Annotated in this window: 15 protein-coding genes; all 15 read left to right on the forward strand. The window is 39.5% G+C overall.

Translation table 11 applies throughout. The features are described from left to right. Positions 1–196 precede the first annotated feature (196 nt). The 15 genes from BCU94_RS19210 to BCU94_RS19280 all read left to right on the forward strand — a co-directional run bounded on the left by BCU94_RS19210 (position 197) and on the right by BCU94_RS19280 (position 23,329). Complete coding sequence (locus BCU94_RS19210; RefSeq protein WP_102437833.1) at positions 197–490, forward strand: YebG family protein; 294 nt, start codon at positions 197–199, stop codon at positions 488–490. A 24-nt stretch (positions 491–514) separates the two neighbouring features. Then, positions 515–973 carry a GAF domain-containing protein gene (locus tag BCU94_RS19215; RefSeq protein WP_102437831.1) on the forward strand — a complete coding sequence of 153 codons (459 nt, stop codon included), beginning with the start codon at positions 515–517 and terminating at the stop codon, positions 971–973. Positions 974–1,239: 266 nt separating this feature from the next. Next, positions 1,240–1,869 (forward strand): RNA chaperone ProQ, encoded by a 630-nt coding sequence (gene proQ / locus BCU94_RS19220; RefSeq protein WP_102437829.1) that lies wholly within the window; start codon positions 1,240–1,242, stop codon positions 1,867–1,869. Positions 1,870–1,891: 22 nt separating this feature from the next. After that, positions 1,892–4,006, forward strand: a complete 2,115-nt coding sequence (prc, locus tag BCU94_RS19225) for a carboxy terminal-processing peptidase (RefSeq protein WP_198590479.1) — start codon at positions 1,892–1,894, stop codon at positions 4,004–4,006. Positions 4,007–4,099: 93 nt separating this feature from the next. Beyond that, positions 4,100–6,664, forward strand: coding sequence for an aminopeptidase N (gene pepN, locus BCU94_RS19230; protein WP_102477257.1), 2,565 nt, complete (start codon positions 4,100–4,102; stop codon positions 6,662–6,664). 80 nt (positions 6,665–6,744) lie between these two features. After that, complete coding sequence (locus tag BCU94_RS19235; RefSeq protein ID WP_102477258.1) at positions 6,745–6,960, forward strand: DUF2835 domain-containing protein; 216 nt, start codon at positions 6,745–6,747, stop codon at positions 6,958–6,960. A 313-nt stretch (positions 6,961–7,273) separates the two neighbouring features. Beyond that, positions 7,274–9,325 (forward strand): DUF1302 domain-containing protein, encoded by a 2,052-nt coding sequence (locus BCU94_RS19240; protein WP_102477259.1) that lies wholly within the window; start codon positions 7,274–7,276, stop codon positions 9,323–9,325. 13 nt (positions 9,326–9,338) lie between these two features. Then, a complete protein-coding gene (locus tag BCU94_RS19245) occupies positions 9,339–10,703 on the forward strand; it encodes a DUF1329 domain-containing protein (protein ID WP_102477260.1) in 1,365 nt (454 codons plus the stop codon). Positions 10,704–10,753: 50 nt separating this feature from the next. Beyond that, on the forward strand, positions 10,754–11,764 hold the full coding sequence (locus BCU94_RS19250) for a YCF48-related protein (RefSeq protein ID WP_102477261.1): 1,011 nt from the start codon (positions 10,754–10,756) through the stop codon (positions 11,762–11,764). A 64-nt stretch (positions 11,765–11,828) separates the two neighbouring features. Further along, positions 11,829–14,183 carry an MMPL family transporter gene (locus tag BCU94_RS19255; protein WP_102437815.1) on the forward strand — a complete coding sequence of 785 codons (2,355 nt, stop codon included), beginning with the start codon at positions 11,829–11,831 and terminating at the stop codon, positions 14,181–14,183. Between the two features lie 266 nt (positions 14,184–14,449). Continuing rightward, positions 14,450–19,294, forward strand: a complete 4,845-nt coding sequence (locus BCU94_RS19260; protein WP_102477262.1) for an NAD-glutamate dehydrogenase — start codon at positions 14,450–14,452, stop codon at positions 19,292–19,294. Between the two features lie 64 nt (positions 19,295–19,358). After that, positions 19,359–20,381, forward strand: coding sequence for a quinone-dependent dihydroorotate dehydrogenase (gene pyrD / locus BCU94_RS19265; protein WP_102437812.1), 1,023 nt, complete (start codon positions 19,359–19,361; stop codon positions 20,379–20,381). A gap of 189 nt (positions 20,382–20,570) precedes the next feature. Continuing rightward, positions 20,571–21,104: a cell division protein ZapC gene (locus BCU94_RS19270; protein ID WP_102477263.1), complete on the forward strand. Its 534-nt coding sequence runs from the start codon at positions 20,571–20,573 to the stop codon at positions 21,102–21,104. Positions 21,105–21,517: 413 nt separating this feature from the next. Further along, positions 21,518–22,000, forward strand: a complete 483-nt coding sequence (locus BCU94_RS19275) for a GNAT family N-acetyltransferase (RefSeq protein ID WP_102477264.1) — start codon at positions 21,518–21,520, stop codon at positions 21,998–22,000. A 264-nt stretch (positions 22,001–22,264) separates the two neighbouring features. Continuing rightward, positions 22,265–23,329, forward strand: a complete 1,065-nt coding sequence (locus BCU94_RS19280) for a LacI family DNA-binding transcriptional regulator (protein WP_102477265.1) — start codon at positions 22,265–22,267, stop codon at positions 23,327–23,329.

Genomic DNA, 23,329 nt, shown 5'->3' on the forward strand with positions numbered 1-23,329 from the left:
AAACCGTCCATGTAGTGAAATATTAATGAGCAATAAAATAATAAAAAACGCTTTGTTTTGATTAAAAACACAGTGGAAATATTATTTATCAAGTTACAATAAAACCTAATAATACCAGAATAATCAGAATACTTGCATCAGAAGTTAGTTCTATGACACTCTATGCACTGTATATAAAAACAGTAAGAGGTTAATCATGGCTGTAATAACAAAGTTTGTCGTGGTAAGAGAAGGGGTTGAGAAGATGACGTTTACATCTAAGAAAGAAGCTGACGCCTACGACAAAATGCTCGACATTGCGGATAACTTAGTGCCTTTTATTTCTGGCGCTGAGCTGGAAATAGAGGAAAATAGTGTCGAAAAACTTGCTTTTTATCTTGCATCTAACAAGGATGAACTTGCAAATTTATTAAAAGGGATCGTAAAGCCTAAAGCGGCTACACCCAAAACAGCAAACAAAAAAGCCACTAAAAAAGCGGCTGCAGAATAATAAAAACCTCACTTAGGATGGAAAATGAAAGCTGAGTTTTATGACACATTAAACCGCCAAGTACTGGCATTAATGACCGGTGAAGACGACCTTATTGCAGGAATGGCAAACTTTTCAGCGTTATTAAATGACAACTTAGATGATATAAATTGGGTTGGCTTCTATATTAAGCGTGAAGAACAACTCGTTCTTGGTCCGTTTCAAGGAAAAGTTGCTTGTACACGTATTGTGATCGGTAAAGGTGTATGCGGCACAGCAGCGGCAAATGATGAAACACAATTAGTGGCAGATGTGCATCAATTTGCAGGACATATTGCCTGTGATGCTGCCAGTAATTCTGAAATTGTAGTCCCTGTTCGCCAAGGCAATGACGTAGTTGCGGTATTAGATATTGATAGCCCATCATTGAATCGTTTTGATACAGACGATAGAAAAGGCTTAGAAATGCTAGTAAAAAGCTTTGAATCTTGCCTATTTGCTTAATTAGCGACCAAATATAGCAAATTGCGGGTCGCAATCGCTGCCATGAGCTTTATAATACCGAACAGCGCGCATTGCTATGGATAAAATTTATTTACTGTAAAATTACAGCTAAGTGAGTTAATTTGTTAAAGCATGTTTCAATTGCTTTAGCAATCGAATAAGAAGTGCTAATTTGAACGTTAAGCAAGATCTGTTTAACGAAAGATAAACGACTGTACTCGCAAAGAAAGCTGAGACTCAGTCCCTTTTATAACGTGGAAGTAAAAATGGAATCAACAGACAAGTTGACCGACACCAACGCAGTTTTAGCGTATTTATATGAAACATTTCCTTTATGCTTTATTGCAGAAGGTGAAACTAAGCCATTAAAAATTGGGTTGTTTCAAGATTTAGCTGCTAGGTTGGCTGATGATTCTAAAGTAAGTAAAACACAATTACGTGTAGCACTTAGACGTTATACAAGCAGCTGGCGCTACTTGAAAGGCGTTAAAGCGGGTGTTCAACGTATCGATCTTGACGGTCAAGATTGTGGCGAATTGGAGCAAGAACATATTGACCACGCTCAACAAACGTTGAAAGAAGGTCAAGAAAAAGCCAAAGCTAAGCGTCAAGCTGTAGCGGCTAAAGCGGCCCCTAAAAAGCCAGCAAGAAAACCTGCAGCTAAAGCACCGGTTAAAAAAGACCGCCCAGCTAAGCCTGCAAAACCTGCAGCACCTAAAATTAATTATGTTGCTGCTAAATTTGACGAGCTTAAGCAAAAACAACGTGTTAGTGTCAAGTTAGGGCAAAACCCTGTACCTGGTGTTATCACTGACATCAAGAAAGAAGATATCCATGTACAGCTTGATACTGGATTAATCGTAAAAGTTCGTGCAGAGCATATTTTATTATCGTGATCATTTAAGGAGTAACTTGTTGATGCGAAAACTCACTTTGGCTGCGTCGATTGCCACTTTATTTGTCGGTTTTTCGGCTTGGGCAATAACACCAACGATTCAAATCAACGAGTTACCTAAACTTGAGCAAGAGCCTCAACACAAGGTTGCGAGTAAAAGGGTAACGAATTTATTTACTCGTTCTCACTATCATCGCTTTGAACTTGATGATGCTTTTTCTGAGTTGATTTACGAAAGATATTTGCAACAACTTGATTTTCGTCGCAATGTTCTAACTCAAGCTGATGTTGATACTTTTAAACAGTATCAGCATTCGTTTGACGATATGGTCAAATCTGGCAATATCGAACCCGCCTTTGATATGTACTCCTTAGTGCAAAAACGTCGTTATGAACGTTTTGCTTATGCGCTTACTTTACTTGATAAAGAATTCGACTTTACCGAAGCCGGCGATGCTTACGAGTTTGATCGTGAAGAAGCTGCTTGGCCAAAAGATGAAGCTGAGCTCAATGAGCTATGGCGTCAACGAGTTAAATATGACGCACTGAATCTAAAACTTGCTGGTAAAGATTGGAAAGAAACCGTCGAAGTATTAGGCAAGCGCTATAACAATGCCATCAAGCGTTTAAGTCAAACACAAAGCGAAGATGTATTCCAAGGTGTGATGAATGCCTTTGCTCGCACGGTAGAGCCTCATACCAGTTACTTGTCTCCTCGTAATGCAGAACGTTTCCAAATGGAAATGAACTTAAGCCTTGAAGGCATTGGCGCTGTACTGCAAATGGATGATGACTATACTATTATTAAAAGTTTAGTTGCTGGTGGCCCCGCTGCTACCAGTGAAAAATTATCACCTGAAGATAAAATTATTGGCGTAGGCCAAAAAGACGGTGAAATTGTTGATGTTATCGGTTGGCGATTAGACGATGTTGTAGAGTTAATTAAAGGCCCAAAAGGCAGTGAAGTTAACTTACAAATTTTACCTAAAAAAGGTGGCGCCAATGCAAAAGCATTTGAAGTGACCATTATCCGCGACAAAATTCGTTTAGAAGATCGCGCAGCAACATCAAAAGTGATTGAGCCAACAGAAGGCGACTATGCCAACCGTAAAGTCGGTGTGATTCAAATTCCTGGTTTTTACATGAACTTGTCAGTTGATGTAGAAAAAGAATTGGTTAAATTAAAAGAGCAAAACGTTGAAGGCGTTATCATTGATTTACGTCGCAATGGCGGCGGAGCCTTAACAGAAGCCACATTATTAACCGGTTTGTTTATTGATATGGGCCCAGTGGTTCAGATTCGTGATGCCAACGGCCGAGTTACTCAAAACCGCGATAATGATGGCAAGAGCGCATATGATGGCCCATTAACTGTCATGGTTGATCGTTATAGTGCATCAGCGTCTGAAATTTTTGCTGCGGCATTGCAAGATTACGATAGAGCCTTAATTGTTGGTGAAGCTAGTTTTGGTAAAGGTACAGTGCAGCAGCACAAAAGCCTTGGCAGAATTTATGACATGTACGACAAACCAATTGGTCACGTGCAATACACCATTGCTAAGTTTTATCGCATAAATGGTGGCAGTACCCAACTTAAAGGTGTGACGCCAGATATTATGTTCCCAAGCGCATTAGAGCCGGGTGAATATGGTGAATCTGAAGAGAAGAATGCACTGCCATGGGACAAGGTGCCTGTCGCGCAATACGGCACCTTAGGCAATATCAAGCCAGAGCTAATTACTAAGCTTGATGAAAAGCATCAGCAACGTATTAAAGCAGACGTTGAATTTGGCTATATCTTTGAAGATATCGCTGAGTTTAAGAAGCACCACGATGATAAAACCATTTCATTAGTTGAAAGTGAGCGAATCGCTTCCCGTGAAGATGATGATAAGCGCTTACTTGATAGAACCAATGAACGCCGTGTTAAAAATGGTTTAGAACCATTAGCCTCTTTAGATGACGATGAAGAAATCGAAGACGGTGCAGATACTAGCATTGAGGCAACTGAAGTGGCACAAGCAAATGAGGCTGACGAAGAAACTGAAGACGAGTTAGTTGTGCCAGATGCTTTCTTAGACGAAACAGCATTAATCACCTTAGATATGGTTGATGCAAAGAAACTCGCAGTGAAGTAAACTTTATTTCGTGCCAAAAAAACGCGCTTTTAGCGCGTTTTTTATTAAGTGAATTTTAGCTCTAACAAGAGCAGTGTTATTCAAGGATTACCTATGACTCAAGCACAAGCAAAACATCTTAAAGATTATAAATCACCTTTATTTACCATTAGTCATATTGCATTAGATTTTGACTTAAAAGGTGCTGAAACTCAGGTCGTTGCAACGAGTAAAGTTCAAAGAGTTGGTGAGCACAAAGACGCTTTGCATTTAGTCGGTGAGCAAATACAGTTAACCTCAGTATTGATTAACGGTCAAAAAGCTAACTATAAAGTAGACAGCAATGAGCTTATCATTGACACCGAGCTATCTGAGTTTGAATTAACTGTTGTGACTAAACAAGATCCTGAAGCTAACTCAAGCCTAGAAGGTTTGTATATGTCCGATGGCGCTTATTGCACTCAGTGTGAAGCAGAAGGCTTTAGACGAATTACTTATTTCCTTGATCGCCCCGATGTTTTAGCCATTTATAGCGTCAGAATCGAAGCAGATAAAGCAGCGTTTCCGTTTTTATTGAGTAATGGTAATTTAGTCGAGCAGGGCACTTGTGCTGATGAAAGTCGCCACTTTGTTCGTTGGCAAGATCCTTTCCCAAAACCGAGCTACTTATTTGCGTTAGTTGCAGGCGATTTTGATTTATTAGAAGATAAATTTATCACCCGTAGTGGAAGAGAAGTAAAGCTACAAGTATTTGTGGATAAAGGTAATTTACATAAAGCCAACCACGCCATGGTGTCATTGCAAAAGTCGATGGCATGGGATGAGTCGCGTTTTGATTTAGAGTATGACTTAGATATCTACATGATAGTCGCGGTAGATTTTTTCAACATGGGTGCAATGGAAAATAAAGGCCTCAATGTATTTAATACCAAGTATGTATTAGCAGATACCGCCAGCGCGACAGATGAAGACTATCATGGCATTGAATCCGTTGTTGGGCATGAGTATTTCCATAACTGGACAGGTAACCGAGTGACTTGTCGTGATTGGTTCCAATTAAGCCTCAAAGAAGGGCTCACGGTATTTAGAGATCAAGAATTTAGTTCCGATTTAGGTTCTCGCGCTGTTAACCGCATTCAAGCTATTCGTGTCATGAAAAATCAACAGTTTGCCGAAGATGCTGGACCTATGTCACATCCTATTCGCCCTGAATCTGTCATTGAAATGAATAACTTCTATACCGTGACCGTTTATAACAAAGGCGCAGAAGTCATTCGCATGATGCACACCATTTTAGGTGAAGCTAAATTCCAGCTAGGAATGAAGTGTTATTTTGAGCGTCATGATGGTCAAGCTGTAACCTGCGATGACTTTGTCAACGCGATGGAAACAGCAAGCGGAATCGATTTGTCTCAATTTAGACGCTGGTATAGGCAAGCAGGCACTCCGGTGCTTAATGTAACAGATCACTATAATGCTGCGACTAAGCAATATTCACTGACTGTTGCACAATCTGTGATGTCTAACGGTGTTGCAGGGGAGGTATTACATATCCCGTTCAGCATTGAGCTACTCGATACTCAAGGTCAGTCAGTTGCTAATACCGTGTTAGATGTAAAACAAGCACAGGAAACCTTTGTGTTTGACAATATTGCGTCAGCGCCAATTCCATCATTATTACAAGACTTTTCAGCGCCAGTAAGACTTGATTATCAATTTAATGTTGATCAGTTAGTGCACTTAACGCGCTACGCATCAAGCGAAGTGGCTCGCTGGGAAGCATCTGTTGGGTTATTTAGCCAAGCCGTGTGGCAAAACGTCGCCAGTCTTGAAGCGAAAGAAACGATGCATTTAGATGCCAGAGTCATTGAAGCTGTTAGAGGAATTATCCTCGATGAAAGCATCGATAAAGCGCTAGTGGCTGAGATTTTGGCATTCCCAAGTGCTGCAGCATTAATTGAACAAGTAGAGACAGTGAACTTAGATGCCTTGGCGGCTGCAAGAGAGTTTGTGGTTAATGAAATCGCAGAGTCTTGTTTAGACGAGCTGGTAACGCGCTATCGTAGCTTGATTAATGAAGATAATGCAGCAAGTCGTGCATTTAAGAATATTTGCTTAAGTTTGTTGTCTAAAGTGTCTTCTGAATATGAAGACTTGGTGATTAACCAATATCAGCAAGCTTCAAATATGACAGATAGCTTAGGCGCATTAAAAGCGGCAGTCTCGGGCCAGTTGACTTGTCAGCAGTCATTAATGCAAGATTTTGAGCAAAAGTGGCTAAAAACGCCGCTAGTGATGGATAAGTGGTTTAGCTTACAAGCCTCGCAAAATACCGCAGATGTGTTGGAGGTTATTAAAGGGCTCACTGAGCATGAAAGTTTTAGTTTCAATAACCCTAATCGCGTACGCTCATTAATTGGATTTTTCGTAGCGGCAAACACCTATCAATTCCATGATGCTTCAGGTAAAGGTTACCAGTATCTCACTGATGTGTTGATCAAGCTTAACGAGTTAAACCCACAAATAGCGGCAAGAATGATCACTCCGCTTATTCAATTCAGCAAGTTTGACGAAAACCGTCAGCAACTGATGAAAGCATCGTTACAGCGATTAAAAGCATTACCGAATTTATCGAAAGATTTATTCGAGAAAGTTGAAAAGGCGTTAGAGCAAGCTTAACTATCGTTTATAACAATTAACGCCCACAAGGGTTTAAGTAAATTATTGTGGGCTTTTTTATAGGGTTTTACCGAGTCATCATGGAATTTTATTTTTCAATATATGTAAGCTTTAATGATTTTCTGCCTTTTTACCAGGGCGTGGTAAAAAACGTCGAAGTTCTAGACCGTAACGGCAACGTATTACATATAAATGGTAAGTATTTCAGACCATTTGTAACGGCCTCAGGCATCCATGGCAGTTTCATTTTACACCTCAATACCTCAGGTAATTTCATTTCACTAAACAAGATTTAGAGTATTTACTTCAAACGGTCGATTGATTAGAGAGTGTTAAATTAGCTGGAATTATCACCTCTAACTTATTGAAAGTTAACAATTACATTTAAAGATTACTCACGGCTCATATATTTAAACCATTCAATTCAAATCAGTCTGACTTTTTTTACCCATAAAATCATCTAACTGCACCAATTCATTCATAAATTTTCTTTTTTTTGAACTTGCCGAACCATGTTAATTGCTGTAACAATGGTGTTGCCTGTAGGCTAACAAAATGTTGGTTTAAATCCTATAACAACGAATCCGGCAGGTTACGGAGAGAAGCAAAATGAATATTGTTAAAAGACGCTTTAACAAGTCGGCACTCGCTTTGGGGGTGGTGTCGGCATTAACTTTGGGGATGAGCAGTAGCGTTAATGCTGTTTCATTTGATTGGGGAGAAGTACGCGGTACTTTCGATTCTACTTGGACTGTCGGAGCTAGCTGGCGTGTGTCTGATAGAGATTGGGAAGGACAGATCGGTAAGGTCAACCAACCTCAAATGGATTGGTCTAATTACTCTGCCTTTGGTGGGGCTTTTGGCGAAACACCCATCTATCCTACGGCTCAAATTTGGGACCAAGCAGGTTCTTACTCAAGTAACAACGACCTGAGTAACCTACTGTATTCGAAAGGGGATACCACCTCTGAACGTTTCAAAGGCTTGCATGAACTGTCACTAGAGTATAAAAATTTCGGTTTGTTTGTTCGTGGTATGTACTTCTACGATACTAAAATCAGCGATGGTGATTATGACTTTAATGACCCGCTAACTGGCAAAGAATTTGATCCGTGTGAAGATAGCCGCGCATCAGAAGTGCAATGTAAAGACATTCGCTTATTAGATGCTTTTGTATACGGTAATTTCGATTTAAATGATGGCAAAAACCCATTATCAGTCCGTGTGGGTAACCAAGTTGTATCTTGGGGGGAAAGCACCTTAATACCTCATGGTATTGGTGTGATTAACCCAGTCGATTTAAATATTCTCAATGCACCGGGTGCCGAGCTTAAAGAAGCATTTCGTCCGCAAGGCATGGTGTGGGCTTCATTAGGTCTAACTGAAAATTTAAACGTTGAAGCTTATTACCAATATGATTGGGAGCCAATTTGGGTACCAACACCTGGTTCTAACTTCGCGACAAACGATTTTGCTGGTTTTGGCGGTTATAGCCAAAATGCACAATTGGGCTTCAACGCTAACCCTGATATTAATCTTGAATTCTTAATGTCTGAATATGCTTCACTTTATGGTGCAGCTGCTGCAGCTAATTTTGACCCTGCATTCGCTGCTTATATGGTGCCATACGCAACTAAAGTTGCGTTAATTCAGGATGAAGAAGAGCCTGCAGATGATGGCCAATATGGTATCAAACTAGGTTATTACGCGCCTAATTTCGGTGAAACTGAATTTGGCTTGTATTACATGAATTACCATAGTCGCCGCCCTATCATCAGTGGTACAGCATCAAACTTTACCAGTGAAGCTGTGGCTCGTGATTATGGCCGTTTAGCTGCAAGTGGCGGTGAAATTGACCGCGAACTTATGCTAAGCATGGAAACATTTACTAAAGCACAAATTGTTTACCCTGAAGATATTCAATTATATGGCGCAAGTTTTAACACTTTAGTGGGCGACACCTCAGTAGCTGGTGAAGTATCTCATCGTATTGATGAGCCTTTACAAATTGATGATGTTGAATTGTTATTTGCGGGTATGCCTGAGCAGCTTGCAAATGCAGGACTTCGTCCTGATCTAGAAGGCCTATCGCAAATCGAAGGCGTACAGCCCGGTGAGACTATTGATGGTTTCATTTTATCTGATACCACTCAAGCTCAGTTCACTTTAACCCATTTATTTGGTCCAACTTGGGGGACAGATAATTTAGTGATGCTCGCTGAGGTTGGCGGCGTGTGGATCCATGACATGCCAGGATTTGATGAGCTACGTTTAAATGGCCCAGGAACAGCTCGTTCTGGTGGCAATCCTGATATGCCAGGCATTATCGAAGCACTGCATGATGGTCCTGAAACTAATCCGTTCCCTACTGATTTTGCTTGGGGATATCGTTTAGTTGCTAAGGCTGACTTTAACAATGTCTTTGCCGGTGTGAATATGTCACCGCGGGTGATTTTCTCTCACGATGTTGACGGTATTACACCAGATCCAATGTTCTTATTTACTGAAGGGCGTAAGTCTGTGGCTGTTGGTCTAAACTTTGACTATCGCAGTCGCTGGGGGGCAGATGTGTCCTATAACAGCTTCTTTGGTGGCGTAGGCACAACTAATGCAATGACTGATAGAGATTATGTCTCTTTCAACGTCAAGTATTCGATCTAAAAGGATAATAATAATGAAGAAACTGACGATATTATCGGCTGCTGTCATGTTATCGCTGACTGCACCAGTAGCGATGGCGAAAGTATCAGAAGCCGAAGCTGCAAAATTAGGTACTGAATTAACCCCTTTAGGGGCAGTTATGGCAGCTAATGCTGATGGCTCTATCCCTGCATGGGATAAGGGTATTACATCAGCACCAGCTGGGTATGAGAAGGGCATGCATCATCCAGACCCTTTTCCAAACGATAAAGTGTTATTTACTATTACCAATGCTAACAAAGCACAATATGCTGAGTTTTTAACACCGGGTCAGGTGAAGTTATTTGAGCTTTATCCAGATACCTACAAAATGAATGTCTATGAGACTCGTCGTACTGCGTCTGTTCCTCAGTATGTTTACGAAGCCACTAAAGCGAATGCGTTAAACGCTGAATTAGTTTCAAATGGTAATGGCGTGAGTGGGGCATCTATTGGTGTACCATTTCCTATTCCATCAACTGGTTTAGAGGTGATTTGGAACCATATCTTGCGTTATCGCGGTGTTGATGTGGAAACTTATCGTAGCCAAGCTTCACCAACAAAAAGTGGCTCTTACACCTTGATCGAAACCGCTGAAGAGATCCGTTTTGAATATAGCCGTCCAGAGATCACGCTAGATAAACTCGCTGAAACGAATACCTTGTTTTTCTTTAAACAAGTTGTTCGTCAGCCAGCACGTCTTGCTGGTACTGCATTGTTAGTTAAAGAAACCATGGATCAAGAAGCATTACCTCGTCAAGCATGGACTTATAACACTGGCCAACGCCGTGTTCGTAAAGCGCCAAACGTTGCTTTTGATACGCCGGGTACTGTTTCAGATGGTCTAAGAACCACAGATGATTTTGATATGTTCAATGGCTCTCCAGTACGTTATAACTGGGAACTCGTTGGTAAGAAAGAAGTTTATATCCCTTACAATGATTACAAACTTCATTCTGATGCACTTGAATATGATCAAATCCTAAAACCTGGTCATATCAATCCTGAGTATGCTCGTTGGGAAAAACACCGTGTTTGGGAAGTAAAAGCAACTCTTAAAGATGGTATGCGTCATATTTATAAAACCCGTGTTTTCTATATTGATGAAGATTCATGGCAAGTATCGTTGACCGATATGTATGATAACCGTGATGAGCTTTATCGTGTAGGTACTGCACATTCTATCAACTACTATGAAGTTCCAACTCATTGGAGTACGTTAGAAATTTTCCACGATTTACAATCTCGTCGTTACTTGGCTATGGGATTAGATAACGAAGGCCGCATGTATAATTTTGATGCCAAGCTTTCTGAAGCTAATTTCACACCTGATGCGCTTCGTCGCGCAGGTATTCGCTAAGACCTTTATGGGGCGCATCATGCGCCCCAGCTATTCTTAAGGAAGTTTGTATGTCGTTTCGCACACTTCGCAATGTAGCCGTAATCAGCCTTAGCTGTTTTTTCAGTGTTGCATCCGCAAATGTTCAATTTGATCCGCTCAGCGTTCAACTCCAACCCCTTGCTCAATCATCTTTAGTGTTAGATATTGCTAACGCTGGCGATAAGCTAGTTGCTGTTGGTGAACGTGGCCATGTTTTAGTCAAACAACAACAATGGCAACAAGTGACTACGCCTGTTATCGCGCACTTAACCAAAGTATTTTTCCTCGATGAGATGCAAGGCTGGGCCGTGGGTCATGATGCAACCATCATTCATACCCAAGACGGTGGTTTAACTTGGACCTTACAATTTCAGTCATTTGAAATTGAAAAGCCGTTATTAGATATTTTATTTTTTGATGATAAAAATGGCATTGCGCTAGGGGCATATGGCTTGTTTTATCGCACCGATGATGGCGGTCAGAACTGGCAAGAAGAATTCCACGAAGAGCTTTTATTTGAAGAAGATATTGGCTATTTAGCGGATTTAAAGGCTGAAGATGAAGCACTGTATTTATCTGAACGCGCAGCGTTACTACCGCATTTTAACCGTGTTATTCAATTAGCTGACAATAGTTTATTAATGGTTGGCGAACTGGGGTTAGTCGCCACATCAATTGATAATGGTAAAACCTTTACTGCACATGATTTTATTTATGACGGTTCAATGTTTAATGCCATTGAAACGGATAAAAATATCTTTTTGATGGGGCTTCGTGGTCATGTTTTTGTTACCGATAAACAATTTTCACAATGGAGTGAAATTAAATTACCGGTTAAGTCAACGATACATAACGCTTATATCAACACAGATGGTTCAATTTACTTAGTTGGTAACGCTGGCATGATCATTGAGCTCAATAATAAGCTTGAGGCCAAAGTCATAGCTCGCAGACAAGGTGAAAACATTGTTGCTGTAGCCAGTGATAATCAAGGGGAACTTTGGTTTGCAGGTACTAAAGGCTTATTCCAACTTAAGTAGCCATAACAAATAGCCATCACAAAATGATAACTAAAATTAAAACAACAATAATAGGGCCGATAAGATGTTAGAAAAACTGGTCAATGGATTTGAAAGTTACCTCTTTAGACACAGGATGTGGGTAATATTTTCATTTATATTAATTACCTTCTTTCTAGGTTACCAAGCTAGCCAATTAAAAATGGATGCCGCTTTTAGTAAGAATATTCCATTAAATCATGAATACATGAAAACCTATACCAAGCATCAAAAAGATTTTGGTGGTGCGAATAGGATCATGGTGGCAGTGGAAGATACCAGCGGCAATATTTTTAACCCAGAGTATTTTGAAACCCTCAAAAATGTACATGATCAACTCTTTTTCATTCCTGGGGTTGAGCGCTCTCAAGTTAAGTCATTGTATTCACCTTCGACTCGATTTACCGAAGTCGTTGAAGATGGTTTTGCTGGTGGGCCGGTTATTCCTGCTGACTTTCGTAATGATGAATATGGCTTAAATACTGTCAGAGACAATATCGAAAAAGCCGGTATTGTTGGCCGCTTAGTGTCCAATGATTATTCATCAGCTATGTTAACGGCGCAGTTAATGGAGTTTGTAGCAAAAACAGATGAAGAAATGGCCGCATCTGAAGGCGCTGAAAAGGATGTTACTTTTAAGCCGTTAAATACGATTCAATTTGCTCAGCAACTTGAAAATGAATTACGCGCTAAATATGAAACCGATACCATCAAAATCCATATTATTGGTTTTGCTAAAATGGCTGGTGATGTAGCTGAAGGCGCTAAGGGCGTGCTGCTGTTTTTCTTGATTGCTATCGCAATCACAGCTGTGATGGTTTATTTATTTTCTAAGTCATTAATGCTGACGATTTTGCCTTTAGTATGCAGCTTAATTGCGGTGGTGTGGCAACTTGGGTTGTTAACAGTAGTAGGTTTTGGTTTAGATCCAATGTCAATTCTTGTACCATTTTTGGTGTTTGCAATTGGCGTAAGCCATGGGGTACAAATGATTAATGCGGTTAGGCGCCGTGTTGGTGATGGACAAGCCACTAAAGCTGCAGCTGCATCCGCGTTTCGTAGTTTATTAGTACCAGGCGGTATTGCATTATTATCAGACACCGTTGGCTTTTTAACCTTACTTGCAATCGATATCGGTATTATTAGAGAGTTAGCGATATCGGCATCATTAGGTGTTGCTGTTATTATTTTGACCAATTTAATTTTATTGCCACTGGTTATTTCTTACACCAACATCAAACCGGTTCAAGAGAATAAAGCGCAAAAAGATAAAATTGAAGGGATTTGGCGTAGCTTATCTAAATTTGCCACTCCTAAATATGCTGTCATTGTGCTGATTTGTACTGCACTGTTATATGCTTTTGGCTTGCAACAAGCCAGCAATATGAAAATAGGTGACCTTCAAGGCGGTGCGCCGGCATTGCATCTTGATTCAAGATACAACCAAGATACTTTTTATATTACTGATAATTATTCAATTACCACTGATTATATGACGGTGATTGTTGAAGCAACCCCTGAAGCCTGTACCTATCATTCCATATTAGCTGAGATCGATCAATTCGAATGGATGGTGGCCAATACCCCGGGAGTTGAATCAACAGCCAGTTTAGCGTCAGTGGCTAAGCAGGTTAATGCCGGCTTTAACGAAGGTAACCCTAAGTGGCAAATATTGCCAAGAACCACAGCAAGTTTAGTGCAAGCGGTAGGACGAGTACCAACGACTTCAGGTTTATTAAACGGCAACTGTTCGGTGATGCCTATTTTCTTATTTTTGAAAGATCATAAGGCTGAAACCATTGAAGTGGTGATTGCTAAAGTCAAAGATGTAGCTGAAAAGCTCAATACCGAAACATTACAATTTAAACTGGCTTCTGGCCCTGTTGGTGTCATGGCTGCGACTAACGAAGCTGTTAGTGAAGCGCAGCTACCTATGATGATTTATGTTTATGGCGCTGTATTTATCCTATGTTTAATTAGCTTCAAATCACTTAAAGCGACGGTAGCAGTGATTGTGCCGTTATATGTGGTGTCGACATTAGCACAAGCATTAATGACTTGGCTTGATATCGGCCTTGCGGTGAGCACTTTACCGGTGATTGCATTAGGTGTTGGTATTGGTGTTGATTATGGTATTTATATTCTCTCGACTATGGCAGGTAAACTCAACAATGGCATGGCGGTGCAGCAAGCCTATTTTGAAGCGTTAATTGAGCGAGGCAGTGCGGTTATTTTTACCGGGCTTACTTTAGCCATCGGTGTGAGTACTTGGTTCTTTTCTGCGCTGAAATTCCAAATGGATATGGGAATTTTATTAACATTCATGTTTTTAGTGAATATGTTGGGAGCGATAATTATTTTGCCCGCATTATCAGCCGTTTTCTGGCGCAAACCCAAGTAAGTTAAAGGGTTTATAAATTAAAGAGGAGCTTAGCTCCTTTTTTTTTTTGCATAGTTAGTCTATCTAAACGCTTGATTGGTCAATTAGTGACTATAATTCTTGAATTAACAAGGGTTTTAGAGGATCTACCACTAAAATTTAGCTCGAAATAGCATGAAATTAGTAATAAACTTTGCGGCAGATCTCAGTTTAAGACGGGATCAACAAGCCGAAGCATCCAATATAATGATAAAAGCGCTGCCATAAACGCTTAAGGAAACTGCAACATGGCCTTTAAAGATGCAATGCCTTCAGTACTACTAGAAAATGTAGTCAATTTAATTCATAAAAAAATCCCTAATACTCAAGCAAAACAAGTTGAGCAATTTGCCCATTGTATATACGCCCATATGTCAGAAGACGACTTAAACGCTCGTAATGACAGCGATTTGTATGGCGCAGTATTAAGTCTTTGGAATGCCTTAAACAAATCTGCTGCAACCAATACCCACATTCGGGTATTTAATCCAAGTCAGTCAAAACATGGCTGGCAGTCAAGTCATAGTATTATCGAAATTATACAGCCTGATATGCCATTCTTGGTTGATTCAGTTGCTATGGCGTTAAATCGTATGGGGATTACTGCTCATATGATGCTGCACACACCAATGGCGTTGGTGCGTGAAAAAGAATTAGTTAAAGAAGTGTCTTTTATTAAAGATGCTGATGAAAACACAGAAAATGTTGCGGTGTTTTTGATTGAAATTGATCGCCAAAGCAGTGAAGCCGATATTAAAGCCATTGGTAAAGAACTTGAATCAGTTTTTGCTGATGTGGTGTCGTCAGTCGTTGATTGGCAAAAAATGTCTGACAAATTGTCAGAAACAGTAAAATTATTACCTAAGCAGCCTTTTCCAGGCGCGAAATGTGAAAAAGAAGAAGCAATTAGCTTTTTAACCTACCTAAATAATCATCACTTCACCCTACTAGGTTACCGCTATTATGAGTTAAAGCGTGTTGAAGGTGATGTTGAGTTAGTACCTGATTTAGATTCAAGTTTAGGATTAATGAGCCGCTCTGTTAATAAAAACGGCGAGCGTGGCTTATTACTGTCTTCGCTTTCTCAATCAGCAAGAAAAGAAGCTCTAGATGAGAGTCTGTTAGTGCTGACTAAAAGCTCGACTAAAAGCCGAGTTCATAGGCCCGCTTATGTGGATTACATCGGTATTAAACGCTTTGATAAAAAAGGTAACGTGATTGGAGAAGATCGCTTTTTAGGACTTTACGCGTCCAATCTTTATAACCGTAGCCCCAGAGAAATACCGCTGTTAGCTGAAAAAGTTGAACGGATTATGGAGCGCTCAGGTCTAGCACCACGTTCACATGACTACAAAGCGTTGATGAATACCCTTGAGAATTTACCTCGTGATGAGTTAATTCAATCTAAAGAAGATGAATTAGCCAGTGTTGCTCGTGGTGTATTACATATGCAAGACCGTGACAAATTAAAAGTATTTGTTCGTAAAGACGGTTTTGGCCGATTTTTGTCCTGTTTGGTGTATGTTTCAAAAGATCGCTACAACACTAAATTACGTCAAGACACTCAACGTATTTTAGCGCAGCATTTTAACAGCACTGAAGATGTTGAATTTACCACTTATTTCTCAGAATCGACTTTAGCGCGTACGCACTACATCGTGAAAGTTGATAATAATAATATGGATGTCGATGTGGCTGCTATTGAGAAAAACCTAATTGAAGCGGCGCGCTCTTGGGAAGATAAATTACAGAGTTCATTAACTAACTCATTAGGTGAGCAATCGGGTACTGGCTTAGTTAAACGTTACCTCAATGCGTTTTCACCAAGCTATAAAGAAGATGTATTGCCGAGTTCAGCCGTGGTCGATATTCAGCACCTTGAAGCGTTGAATGACGAGCATAAACTAGGCATGCTATTTTATCAGCCGCAAGAAACAGCCTTAAATGATAATAAAGTACGTTTAAAGTTGTTCCATAAAGATGAACCGATACATCTGTCTGATGTACTGCCAATGTTAGAAAACTTTGGATTACGGGTCATCAATGAGCGTCCATATGAAGTGAAAACTGAAGATGGTGCCACCTATTGGATCCTTGATTTCTTAATGATGGTGCAGGGCGCAGCAATTGAAAACTTGGCAGATAGCCAAGATCGATTCCAAAATGCGTTATCTCAAGTATGGCAAAAGAAACTTGAAGATGATGGCTTTAACCGCATGGTGTTGGCAACCAGCCTTACTGGCCGTGAAGTATCTATTTTACGTGCTTATGCCAAATATATGCGTCAAATTGATGCAACATTTAGCCAATCATATATCGAAGAAACCTTTAATCGTTATCCGCAAATTGCTGATTTATTAGTTAAAATGTTTATTCGTAAGTTTAACCCTAAACTTAAAACCCGCACTCTCAGTAAATTTTATGAGCAAATCGATTTACGCCTAGAAGATGTCTCTAGCCTTGATGATGACCGCATTATTCGCCGTTACTTAGATTTGATTAACGCAACGCTGCGTACCAACTTCTATCAAACGATTAACGATGTTGATGTTAAACCTTATATCTCATTCAAGTTTTTACCTGAAGATATTCCTGAGATGCCGCGTCCATTGCCAAAATTTGAAATCTTTGTGTATTCACCAAGGTTTGAAGGGGTGCATTTGCGTGGTGGTAAAGTCGCTCGTGGTGGCTTACGTTGGTCAGATCGTCGTGAAGATTTCCGTACTGAAGTACTAGGCTTGGTCAAAGCGCAACAAGTTAAAAATACCGTGATTGTTCCTGTTGGTGCAAAAGGCGGTTTTGTGTGTAAGCAGCTGCCTACAGACGGCGGCCGTGAAGCCTTCTTTAACGAAGGGCAAGCGTGTTACCGCTTATTCATTCGCGGGTTATTGGACATCAGTGACAATATCATCGAAGGCAATGTTGTACCGCCAAAAGATGTGGTTCGTCATGACGAAGATGATGCCTATTTAGTGGTTGCAGCCGATAAAGGCACTGCAACATTCTCCGATATTGCCAATGAAATCGCCATTGAATACAACTTTTGGTTAGGTGATGCATTTGCATCTGGCGGCAGTAATGGTTATGACCATAAGAAAATGGGCATTACCGCCAAAGGGGCTTGGGAGTCTGTCAAACGTCACTTCCGTGAAGAAGGCATCGATTGTCAAAGTACCGACTTTACCTGTCTGGCAATTGGCGACATGGCTGGTGATGTATTTGGTAATGGCATGTTGTTATCCCGTCATACTAAGTTAGTGGCGGCATTTAACCATATGCATATCTTCATCGATCCCAATCCAGATGTTGAAGCCAGTTATATCGAGCGTGAGCGTTTATTTAATTTACCGCGTTCAAGTTGGGAAGATTACAATACCAAGCTAATGTCAAAAGGCGGGGTAGTATTCCAACGTTCAGCTAAGTCATTAAAATTGACTAAAGAAATCAAGCTGATGCTGGATACTACCGAAAACACCATGACGCCAAATCAACTTATGCAAGCATTGCTAAAAATGCGTGTAGATTTAATTTGGAATGGCGGTATTGGTACCTACGTTAAGGCGACGACTGAAACTCATGCTGAAGTTGGCGATCGTGCTAATGACGCTATTCGAGTCAACGGTAATGAACTCAACGCTAAAATCATTGGCGAAGGTGGCAACTTAGGTGCAACCCAATTGGGTCGTATTGAATTTGCAGCCAATGGTGGCCGAGTCAATACTGATTTTGTTGACAATGTCGGTGGGGTTGATTGTTCAGACAACGAAGTGAACATCAAAATCTTACTTAATACTATTGTTGCAGATGGTGAACTTACGGTTAAACAGCGTAACCGTCTGTTAGAGTCAATGACAGATGAAGTCGGTGAGATTGTTCTGCAAGACTGTAACGATCAAACCCGCACCATTTCTGTGACTCTGGCACATGGTGTTGCTCAGTTAAAAGAGCATATCCGATACATTCAATATCTTGAAAAAGATGGCAAATTAGATCGCGCCCTAGAATTTTTACCAACAGATGATGAGTTAGCCGATCGCTTAGCAAATAACCGTGCACTGACTCGTCCAGAGCTATCAGTATTGGTTGCTTATGGCAAAATGGTCCTAAAAGAGCAATTGGTCACCGCTGAAATCACTGAAGATAGTTTTTTAAGTAAATTGCTAACGAACTATTTCCCGCAGCAATTGAAAGATAAATATGCAGATAAGATGATTTCGCATCCTTTGCGCGGTGAAATTATTGCAACTTCATTAGCCAATGAATTGGTTAATGATATGGGCTTTAACTTTGTACAGCGTATGCAAGATGAGACCGGTGCCTCAGTTGCTGAAGCGGCAATTTGCTACACTATGGCTCGAGAAATATTTAGCTTAACTGAACTAACACAGTCAATTACTAAGCTTAATGGAATTGTGTCTGCTGACGTTCAAAGTGAAATGTTGCACCAATTACGTCGTAACATGCGCAGAGCTTGTCGCTGGTTAATTCGTCACCGCAAGAAAGGTGAAAATATTGAGCAAACTGTAGCATTCTTCAAACCTGTGTTTGATGAATTAAAAGCTAATGTTGATCAATATATGATTTCTGCAGAAGTTATGGCTATTTCAACTGAAATTAAATTACTCCAGGAACAGCAAGTACCAGAGTCTTTAGCGCATGTTATCGCTAAAATGAGTACCTTATTCTCAGCATTAGATATTGCTCAAATTGCCCAACTTGAGGACAAATCAGTAAAACTGGTTGCTGAAACGTATTTCAGATTAGGTGCAAAAGTAGAATTACATTGGTTCTTAGAACAGATTAGTATTCAACCAGTGTCCAATCATTGGCAAGGATTAGCCCGCGCAGCCTTCAGAGAAGAGTTAGATTGGCAACAGCGCTCATTAAGCTCTACAGTCCTTCGAGCCTGTACAGACTCTTGCGATGCAGATGTGATCATTAACCAGTGGATTGATAATAATCAAAAGTTGTTAGAACGCTGGTTTAACCTACTGACTGAATTTAAGGTGTCTCAAAGCCATGATTTTGCAAAATTCTCAGTGGCACTGCGAGAACTTAATTTATTGATCCTTCATTGCGAAGGACCGAGATAATTATTTATAATAAGTGAACGAGCCCTGGCGATAGCCGGGGCTTTTTTTAGGTTTAGGAGAAAGCATGTTTTTTTATAAAGTTGCACAAAAAGTAATGTTTCAGATGGATCCAGAGATCGCGCATAATATCGCTATCGGAAGTTTAAAAAATACTGGAAACAACCCTTTAAACCTATTTTACAGTCAAAAAGTTGCCTCAGCGCCTGTGACTTGTATGGGCATTAATTTTAAAAATCCAGTTGGCTTGGCGGCTGGATTGGATAAAGATGGCGAATCAATTGATGCATTTCATGCGATGGGATTTGGTCATATTGAAGTCGGTACGGTAACGCCTCGTCCACAACCGGGTAATGAACAACCGCGTTTATTTCGCTTAAAACCTGCAAAAGCAATCATTAATAGAATGGGTTTTAACAATAAAGGTGTAGATAATTTAGTCAGAAATTTAATGGCGAAGAAATCCGATATTATTGTTGGTGTAAATATTGGTAAAAATAAAGATACCCCAGTAGATGAAGGTAAGAATGATTATTTAATCTGCATGGAAAAAGTCTACCAATATTCGGATTATATCGCGGTAAATATCTCATCACCTAATACTCCAGGTCTACGTACGCTGCAATATGGTGAGTTATTAGACGATTTACTATCTTCATTAAAAGAAAAACAAACAGAACTCGCTAAAAAGTACAATAAGTATGTACCAATAGCACTAAAAATTGCCCCGGATTTAACCTCTGAAGAAATTGAAAAGATTGCTGAATCGCTATTAAAAAGTAAATTTGATGGAGCGATTGCGACAAATACCACTTTAACCCGTGATGCGGTTGTTGGCTTAGACAATGCTAACGAAGCGGGTGGCTTAAGTGGTAAGCCGTTGACGGATCTTTCTACTCAAGTGATCAGACAATTAGCGGGATATTTGAACGGTGAGATCCCGATTATTGGCGTCGGTGGAATAAATAGTGCCGAAGATGCCTTAGCTAAATTTGATGTAGGTTCAGAATTGGTGCAGATATACACTGGCTTTATTTATCAAGGTCCTGGTTTAATAAACGATATTGTTAATGCATATAAAGCAAAATAATATAGAAGGATCTATAAAAAGATCTTTTGATCAAATAATTTAGATCTAAACAGGTTATAGCGATCGCAGTTACGATCTTTCGATCGCTATAACTTTATGATAAATATATCAAATATTTTTAATAATGTTTTGATATTGACTGAAATATGAACTATTATTGAGTTGTATTGGTAAAGTAGGTATTTAAAAATGTTATTAATGCCAAATAAGGACTGGCAATGGGAATATAATGAAACGTTTAAGCAATTAAGTATTTCATTAGGTTCCGAAATGGAGTTCTTAACCCCATATAAATCCAAATCTCTTATCCCAGATGCATTAGTGACGTCAGAATTTAGTGTGGATCATGCAAAATTCTATATTAATCTACTTGAAAAGCTCCCAAAAGCCTTAAAAATATCCGACGCAGCAGTAGTTCAAACAGCGTTAAATGCAACAGCTGCTCATTTTATGATTAAGCCGCAAATGCCAAAATCTTGGTTTTTTGAAATCAGCCAAGAATGTGTATATTGCGATGTGGGTAAATTGTTTTCTTTAAATGCCAATGGCACATCAGTGTTAGTTTTAGTGGTTGAAAACAGTCTGCAAGCAGCTTTAGTGATGGTATTATCCCGAGAATGCCCTTTAACTGAATCTAAAGTTCTACAGCAGTTTGATACTATTAAGGTGATGCATAATCGCTTAAATCCCCTTAAAAAAGCCAAACTTGTGGTTGCTGCTTAATCTAATATCTGTTTGGTGATTTACTCGTGTGTATATTTTAATTAATAATGTTCATTGCGGCTTTTTTAGTTAAAAGCGCTATTTAATAATATTTGTTAAATTGAAAAATTATCAGATATCTTCTTTGTACCCAATTCAATTGGTTTTAGCTCGTCATATACTCTTCACTGTCGTTTTAAATTCGAATACGGGATTAGCTAAGCTAGTCTAATTTCTGGTTCATTTGCTGCGAATATAGCAAATGGCGCTAATAGTCATCAGCTTTAATGCCAATAGACTCAATTAGTTTTAAAAAGTATATTGAAACAAACAGAGATAAATCACCTCGAATAAGTGAACTTTAGCAAAATAAGTAAGCGGGTGTTGTTAAACATCTATTTTGAATCGTAGCAAGGTTAAGCGGTAAACAGACTATGAAAATTATAATCAAACCCATAATATTAGCGCAAGATCCCCAAGTCGCAGCCATCATTAAATCAGTAGGTAAAGAATTTGGTGCCATAGGCGAGGGGTTTGGCCCTTCTGATCCCGAAGTACTACAAATGAGCCGGTTTTATTGCTCAAAAAATAAGAGTATTTATTTAGTAGCATGCATTGATAATCAAGTGGTAGGCGGTGCAGGTATTGCAAAGTTCAACGGTGATAACAAGATTTGTGAGTTAAGAAAATTATTTCTATTACCTGAAACGAGAGGGCTTGGTTTAGGTAAGCGCTTAACTGAGCAATGTCTTACATTTGCAAAAGCAAACGGTTTTGAACAATGTTATCTCGATACGTTAAATTCAATGACAGCGGCAATTACACTCTATGAAAAGATGGGCTTTCAACATTTAGATAAGCCCCTTGTTGGTACCATTCACGGTGGCTGTGATGTTTGGATGCTAAAAAGCTTATAGTAATAATTTATAGACATTATTATCAAATGTAGGTTATCGATAACACGATAAATTTATTGTGTGAGTAATAACCAGCTTTAGTCGCTAATAACGATGGTTCGATGATCCTTATTGACTGTTTTAATGTGATAATTATAGATTTTGCCACAATACGCATGAATAAGAATAAGTGATTATAGTATCAGTAATTTATCTGTTATTCTGAGGGTATTATTGTTACTACGAACTTTGTAACATTTATCTTATTTTTAAATGAGTTTCCTAATGAGTCCAATTAATAAGAGTAAATCAAGCACTAAAATCACTATTCAAGATGTTGCTTTAATGGCTGGTGTGTCGAAAATGACCGTTTCTAGGGTGTTAAACAAGGACGAAAAAGTCAGTGACAAAACACGAGCGAAAGTCCAGCAAGCGGCAGATCAACTAAACTATCGCCCCAATATTTCAGCTAGGCGTTTAGCGAGTTCTAAATCTTATTTAATTGGCTTACTTTACGAAAACCCAAGTGAAGGTGGTTATGTTAGTCAGTTCATGATGTCGGCTTTAAAAAGTTGCCGCCAGCAAGGTTATCATTTAGTGGTAGATGAGTGTGAAGGTACCCAAGAAGAAAAGTTAAAAATCACACGTGATTTAGTTGAAGAAACACGAGTTGATGGCGTTATTCTATTACCGCCTTTTTGTAACAATATTGAGATTCTCAAAGAGCTTACTGTATTAAATATTCCTTTTGTACGAGTATCACCAGATGTGGAGTTAACCTTATCTGCTTTTGTTTGTATGGACGATTATCAAGCGGCTTATGATATGACCAATTTGTTAGTCAATAAAGGCCATAAAGACATTGGCTTTATTATAGGGCACCCAGACGTTGGTGCCAGTCGTCTTCGTTATCAAGGATTTTTAGATGCAATGCGATCTAAACAGTTAAACATTCCGCCAGAGTTTATTGAGCAAGGTATGTTCAGCTATAAGTCTGCATTAGGAGCTGCTAAGGCTCTATTAGATAGAGAAAATAGACCAAGCGCGATATTTGCTAGTAATGATGATATGGCTGCAGCAGTTGTTTCGGTTGCCAATTCCTTAGGCTTAAATGTACCCAAAGACTTAAGCGTTGCCGGTTATGATGATACCCCGCTTGCTACTACGATTTGGCCACATATCACAACAGTGAAACAACCTATCAATGCGATGGCTGAAACAGCTATCACATTACTGACTTCTGGCCAAATGAATCAAGTGACTTCAGATAGCCTATCAAATTTACGCCATGTTTTAGACTTTGAATTAAAAGAGCGAGATTCAACAACTCAGTTTAATGAATTAGCTTAA

Origin of the sequence: Shewanella sp. 10N.286.52.C2 (assembly GCF_002874545.1) — a bacterium.
Taxonomy (GTDB): domain Bacteria; phylum Pseudomonadota; class Gammaproteobacteria; order Enterobacterales; family Shewanellaceae; genus Shewanella.

Bases quoted from the DNA above. Each gene is read 5' to 3' on its own strand.
- BCU94_RS19245 (WP_102477260.1), top strand. From the start codon at position 9,339: ATGAAGAAACTGACGATATTATCGGCTGCTGTCATGTTATCGCTGACT.
- BCU94_RS19240 (WP_102477259.1), top strand. From the start codon at position 7,274: ATGAATATTGTTAAAAGACGCTTTAACAAGTCGGCACTCGCTTTGGGG.
- proQ (WP_102437829.1), top strand. From the start codon at position 1,240: ATGGAATCAACAGACAAGTTGACCGACACCAACGCAGTTTTAGCGTAT.
- pyrD (WP_102437812.1), top strand. From the start codon at position 19,359: ATGTTTTTTTATAAAGTTGCACAAAAAGTAATGTTTCAGATGGATCCA.
- BCU94_RS19215 (WP_102437831.1), top strand. From the start codon at position 515: ATGAAAGCTGAGTTTTATGACACATTAAACCGCCAAGTACTGGCATTA.
- BCU94_RS19235 (WP_102477258.1), top strand. From the start codon at position 6,745: ATGGAATTTTATTTTTCAATATATGTAAGCTTTAATGATTTTCTGCCT.
- prc (WP_198590479.1), top strand. From the start codon at position 1,892: ATGCGAAAACTCACTTTGGCTGCGTCGATTGCCACTTTATTTGTCGGT.
- BCU94_RS19270 (WP_102477263.1), top strand. From the start codon at position 20,571: ATGTTATTAATGCCAAATAAGGACTGGCAATGGGAATATAATGAAACG.
- BCU94_RS19255 (WP_102437815.1), top strand. From the start codon at position 11,829: ATGTTAGAAAAACTGGTCAATGGATTTGAAAGTTACCTCTTTAGACAC.
- BCU94_RS19275 (WP_102477264.1), top strand. From the start codon at position 21,518: ATGAAAATTATAATCAAACCCATAATATTAGCGCAAGATCCCCAAGTC.
- BCU94_RS19260 (WP_102477262.1), top strand. From the start codon at position 14,450: ATGGCCTTTAAAGATGCAATGCCTTCAGTACTACTAGAAAATGTAGTC.
- pepN (WP_102477257.1), top strand. From the start codon at position 4,100: ATGACTCAAGCACAAGCAAAACATCTTAAAGATTATAAATCACCTTTA.
- BCU94_RS19280 (WP_102477265.1), top strand. From the start codon at position 22,265: ATGAGTCCAATTAATAAGAGTAAATCAAGCACTAAAATCACTATTCAA.
- BCU94_RS19250 (WP_102477261.1), top strand. From the start codon at position 10,754: ATGTCGTTTCGCACACTTCGCAATGTAGCCGTAATCAGCCTTAGCTGT.
- BCU94_RS19210 (WP_102437833.1), top strand. From the start codon at position 197: ATGGCTGTAATAACAAAGTTTGTCGTGGTAAGAGAAGGGGTTGAGAAG.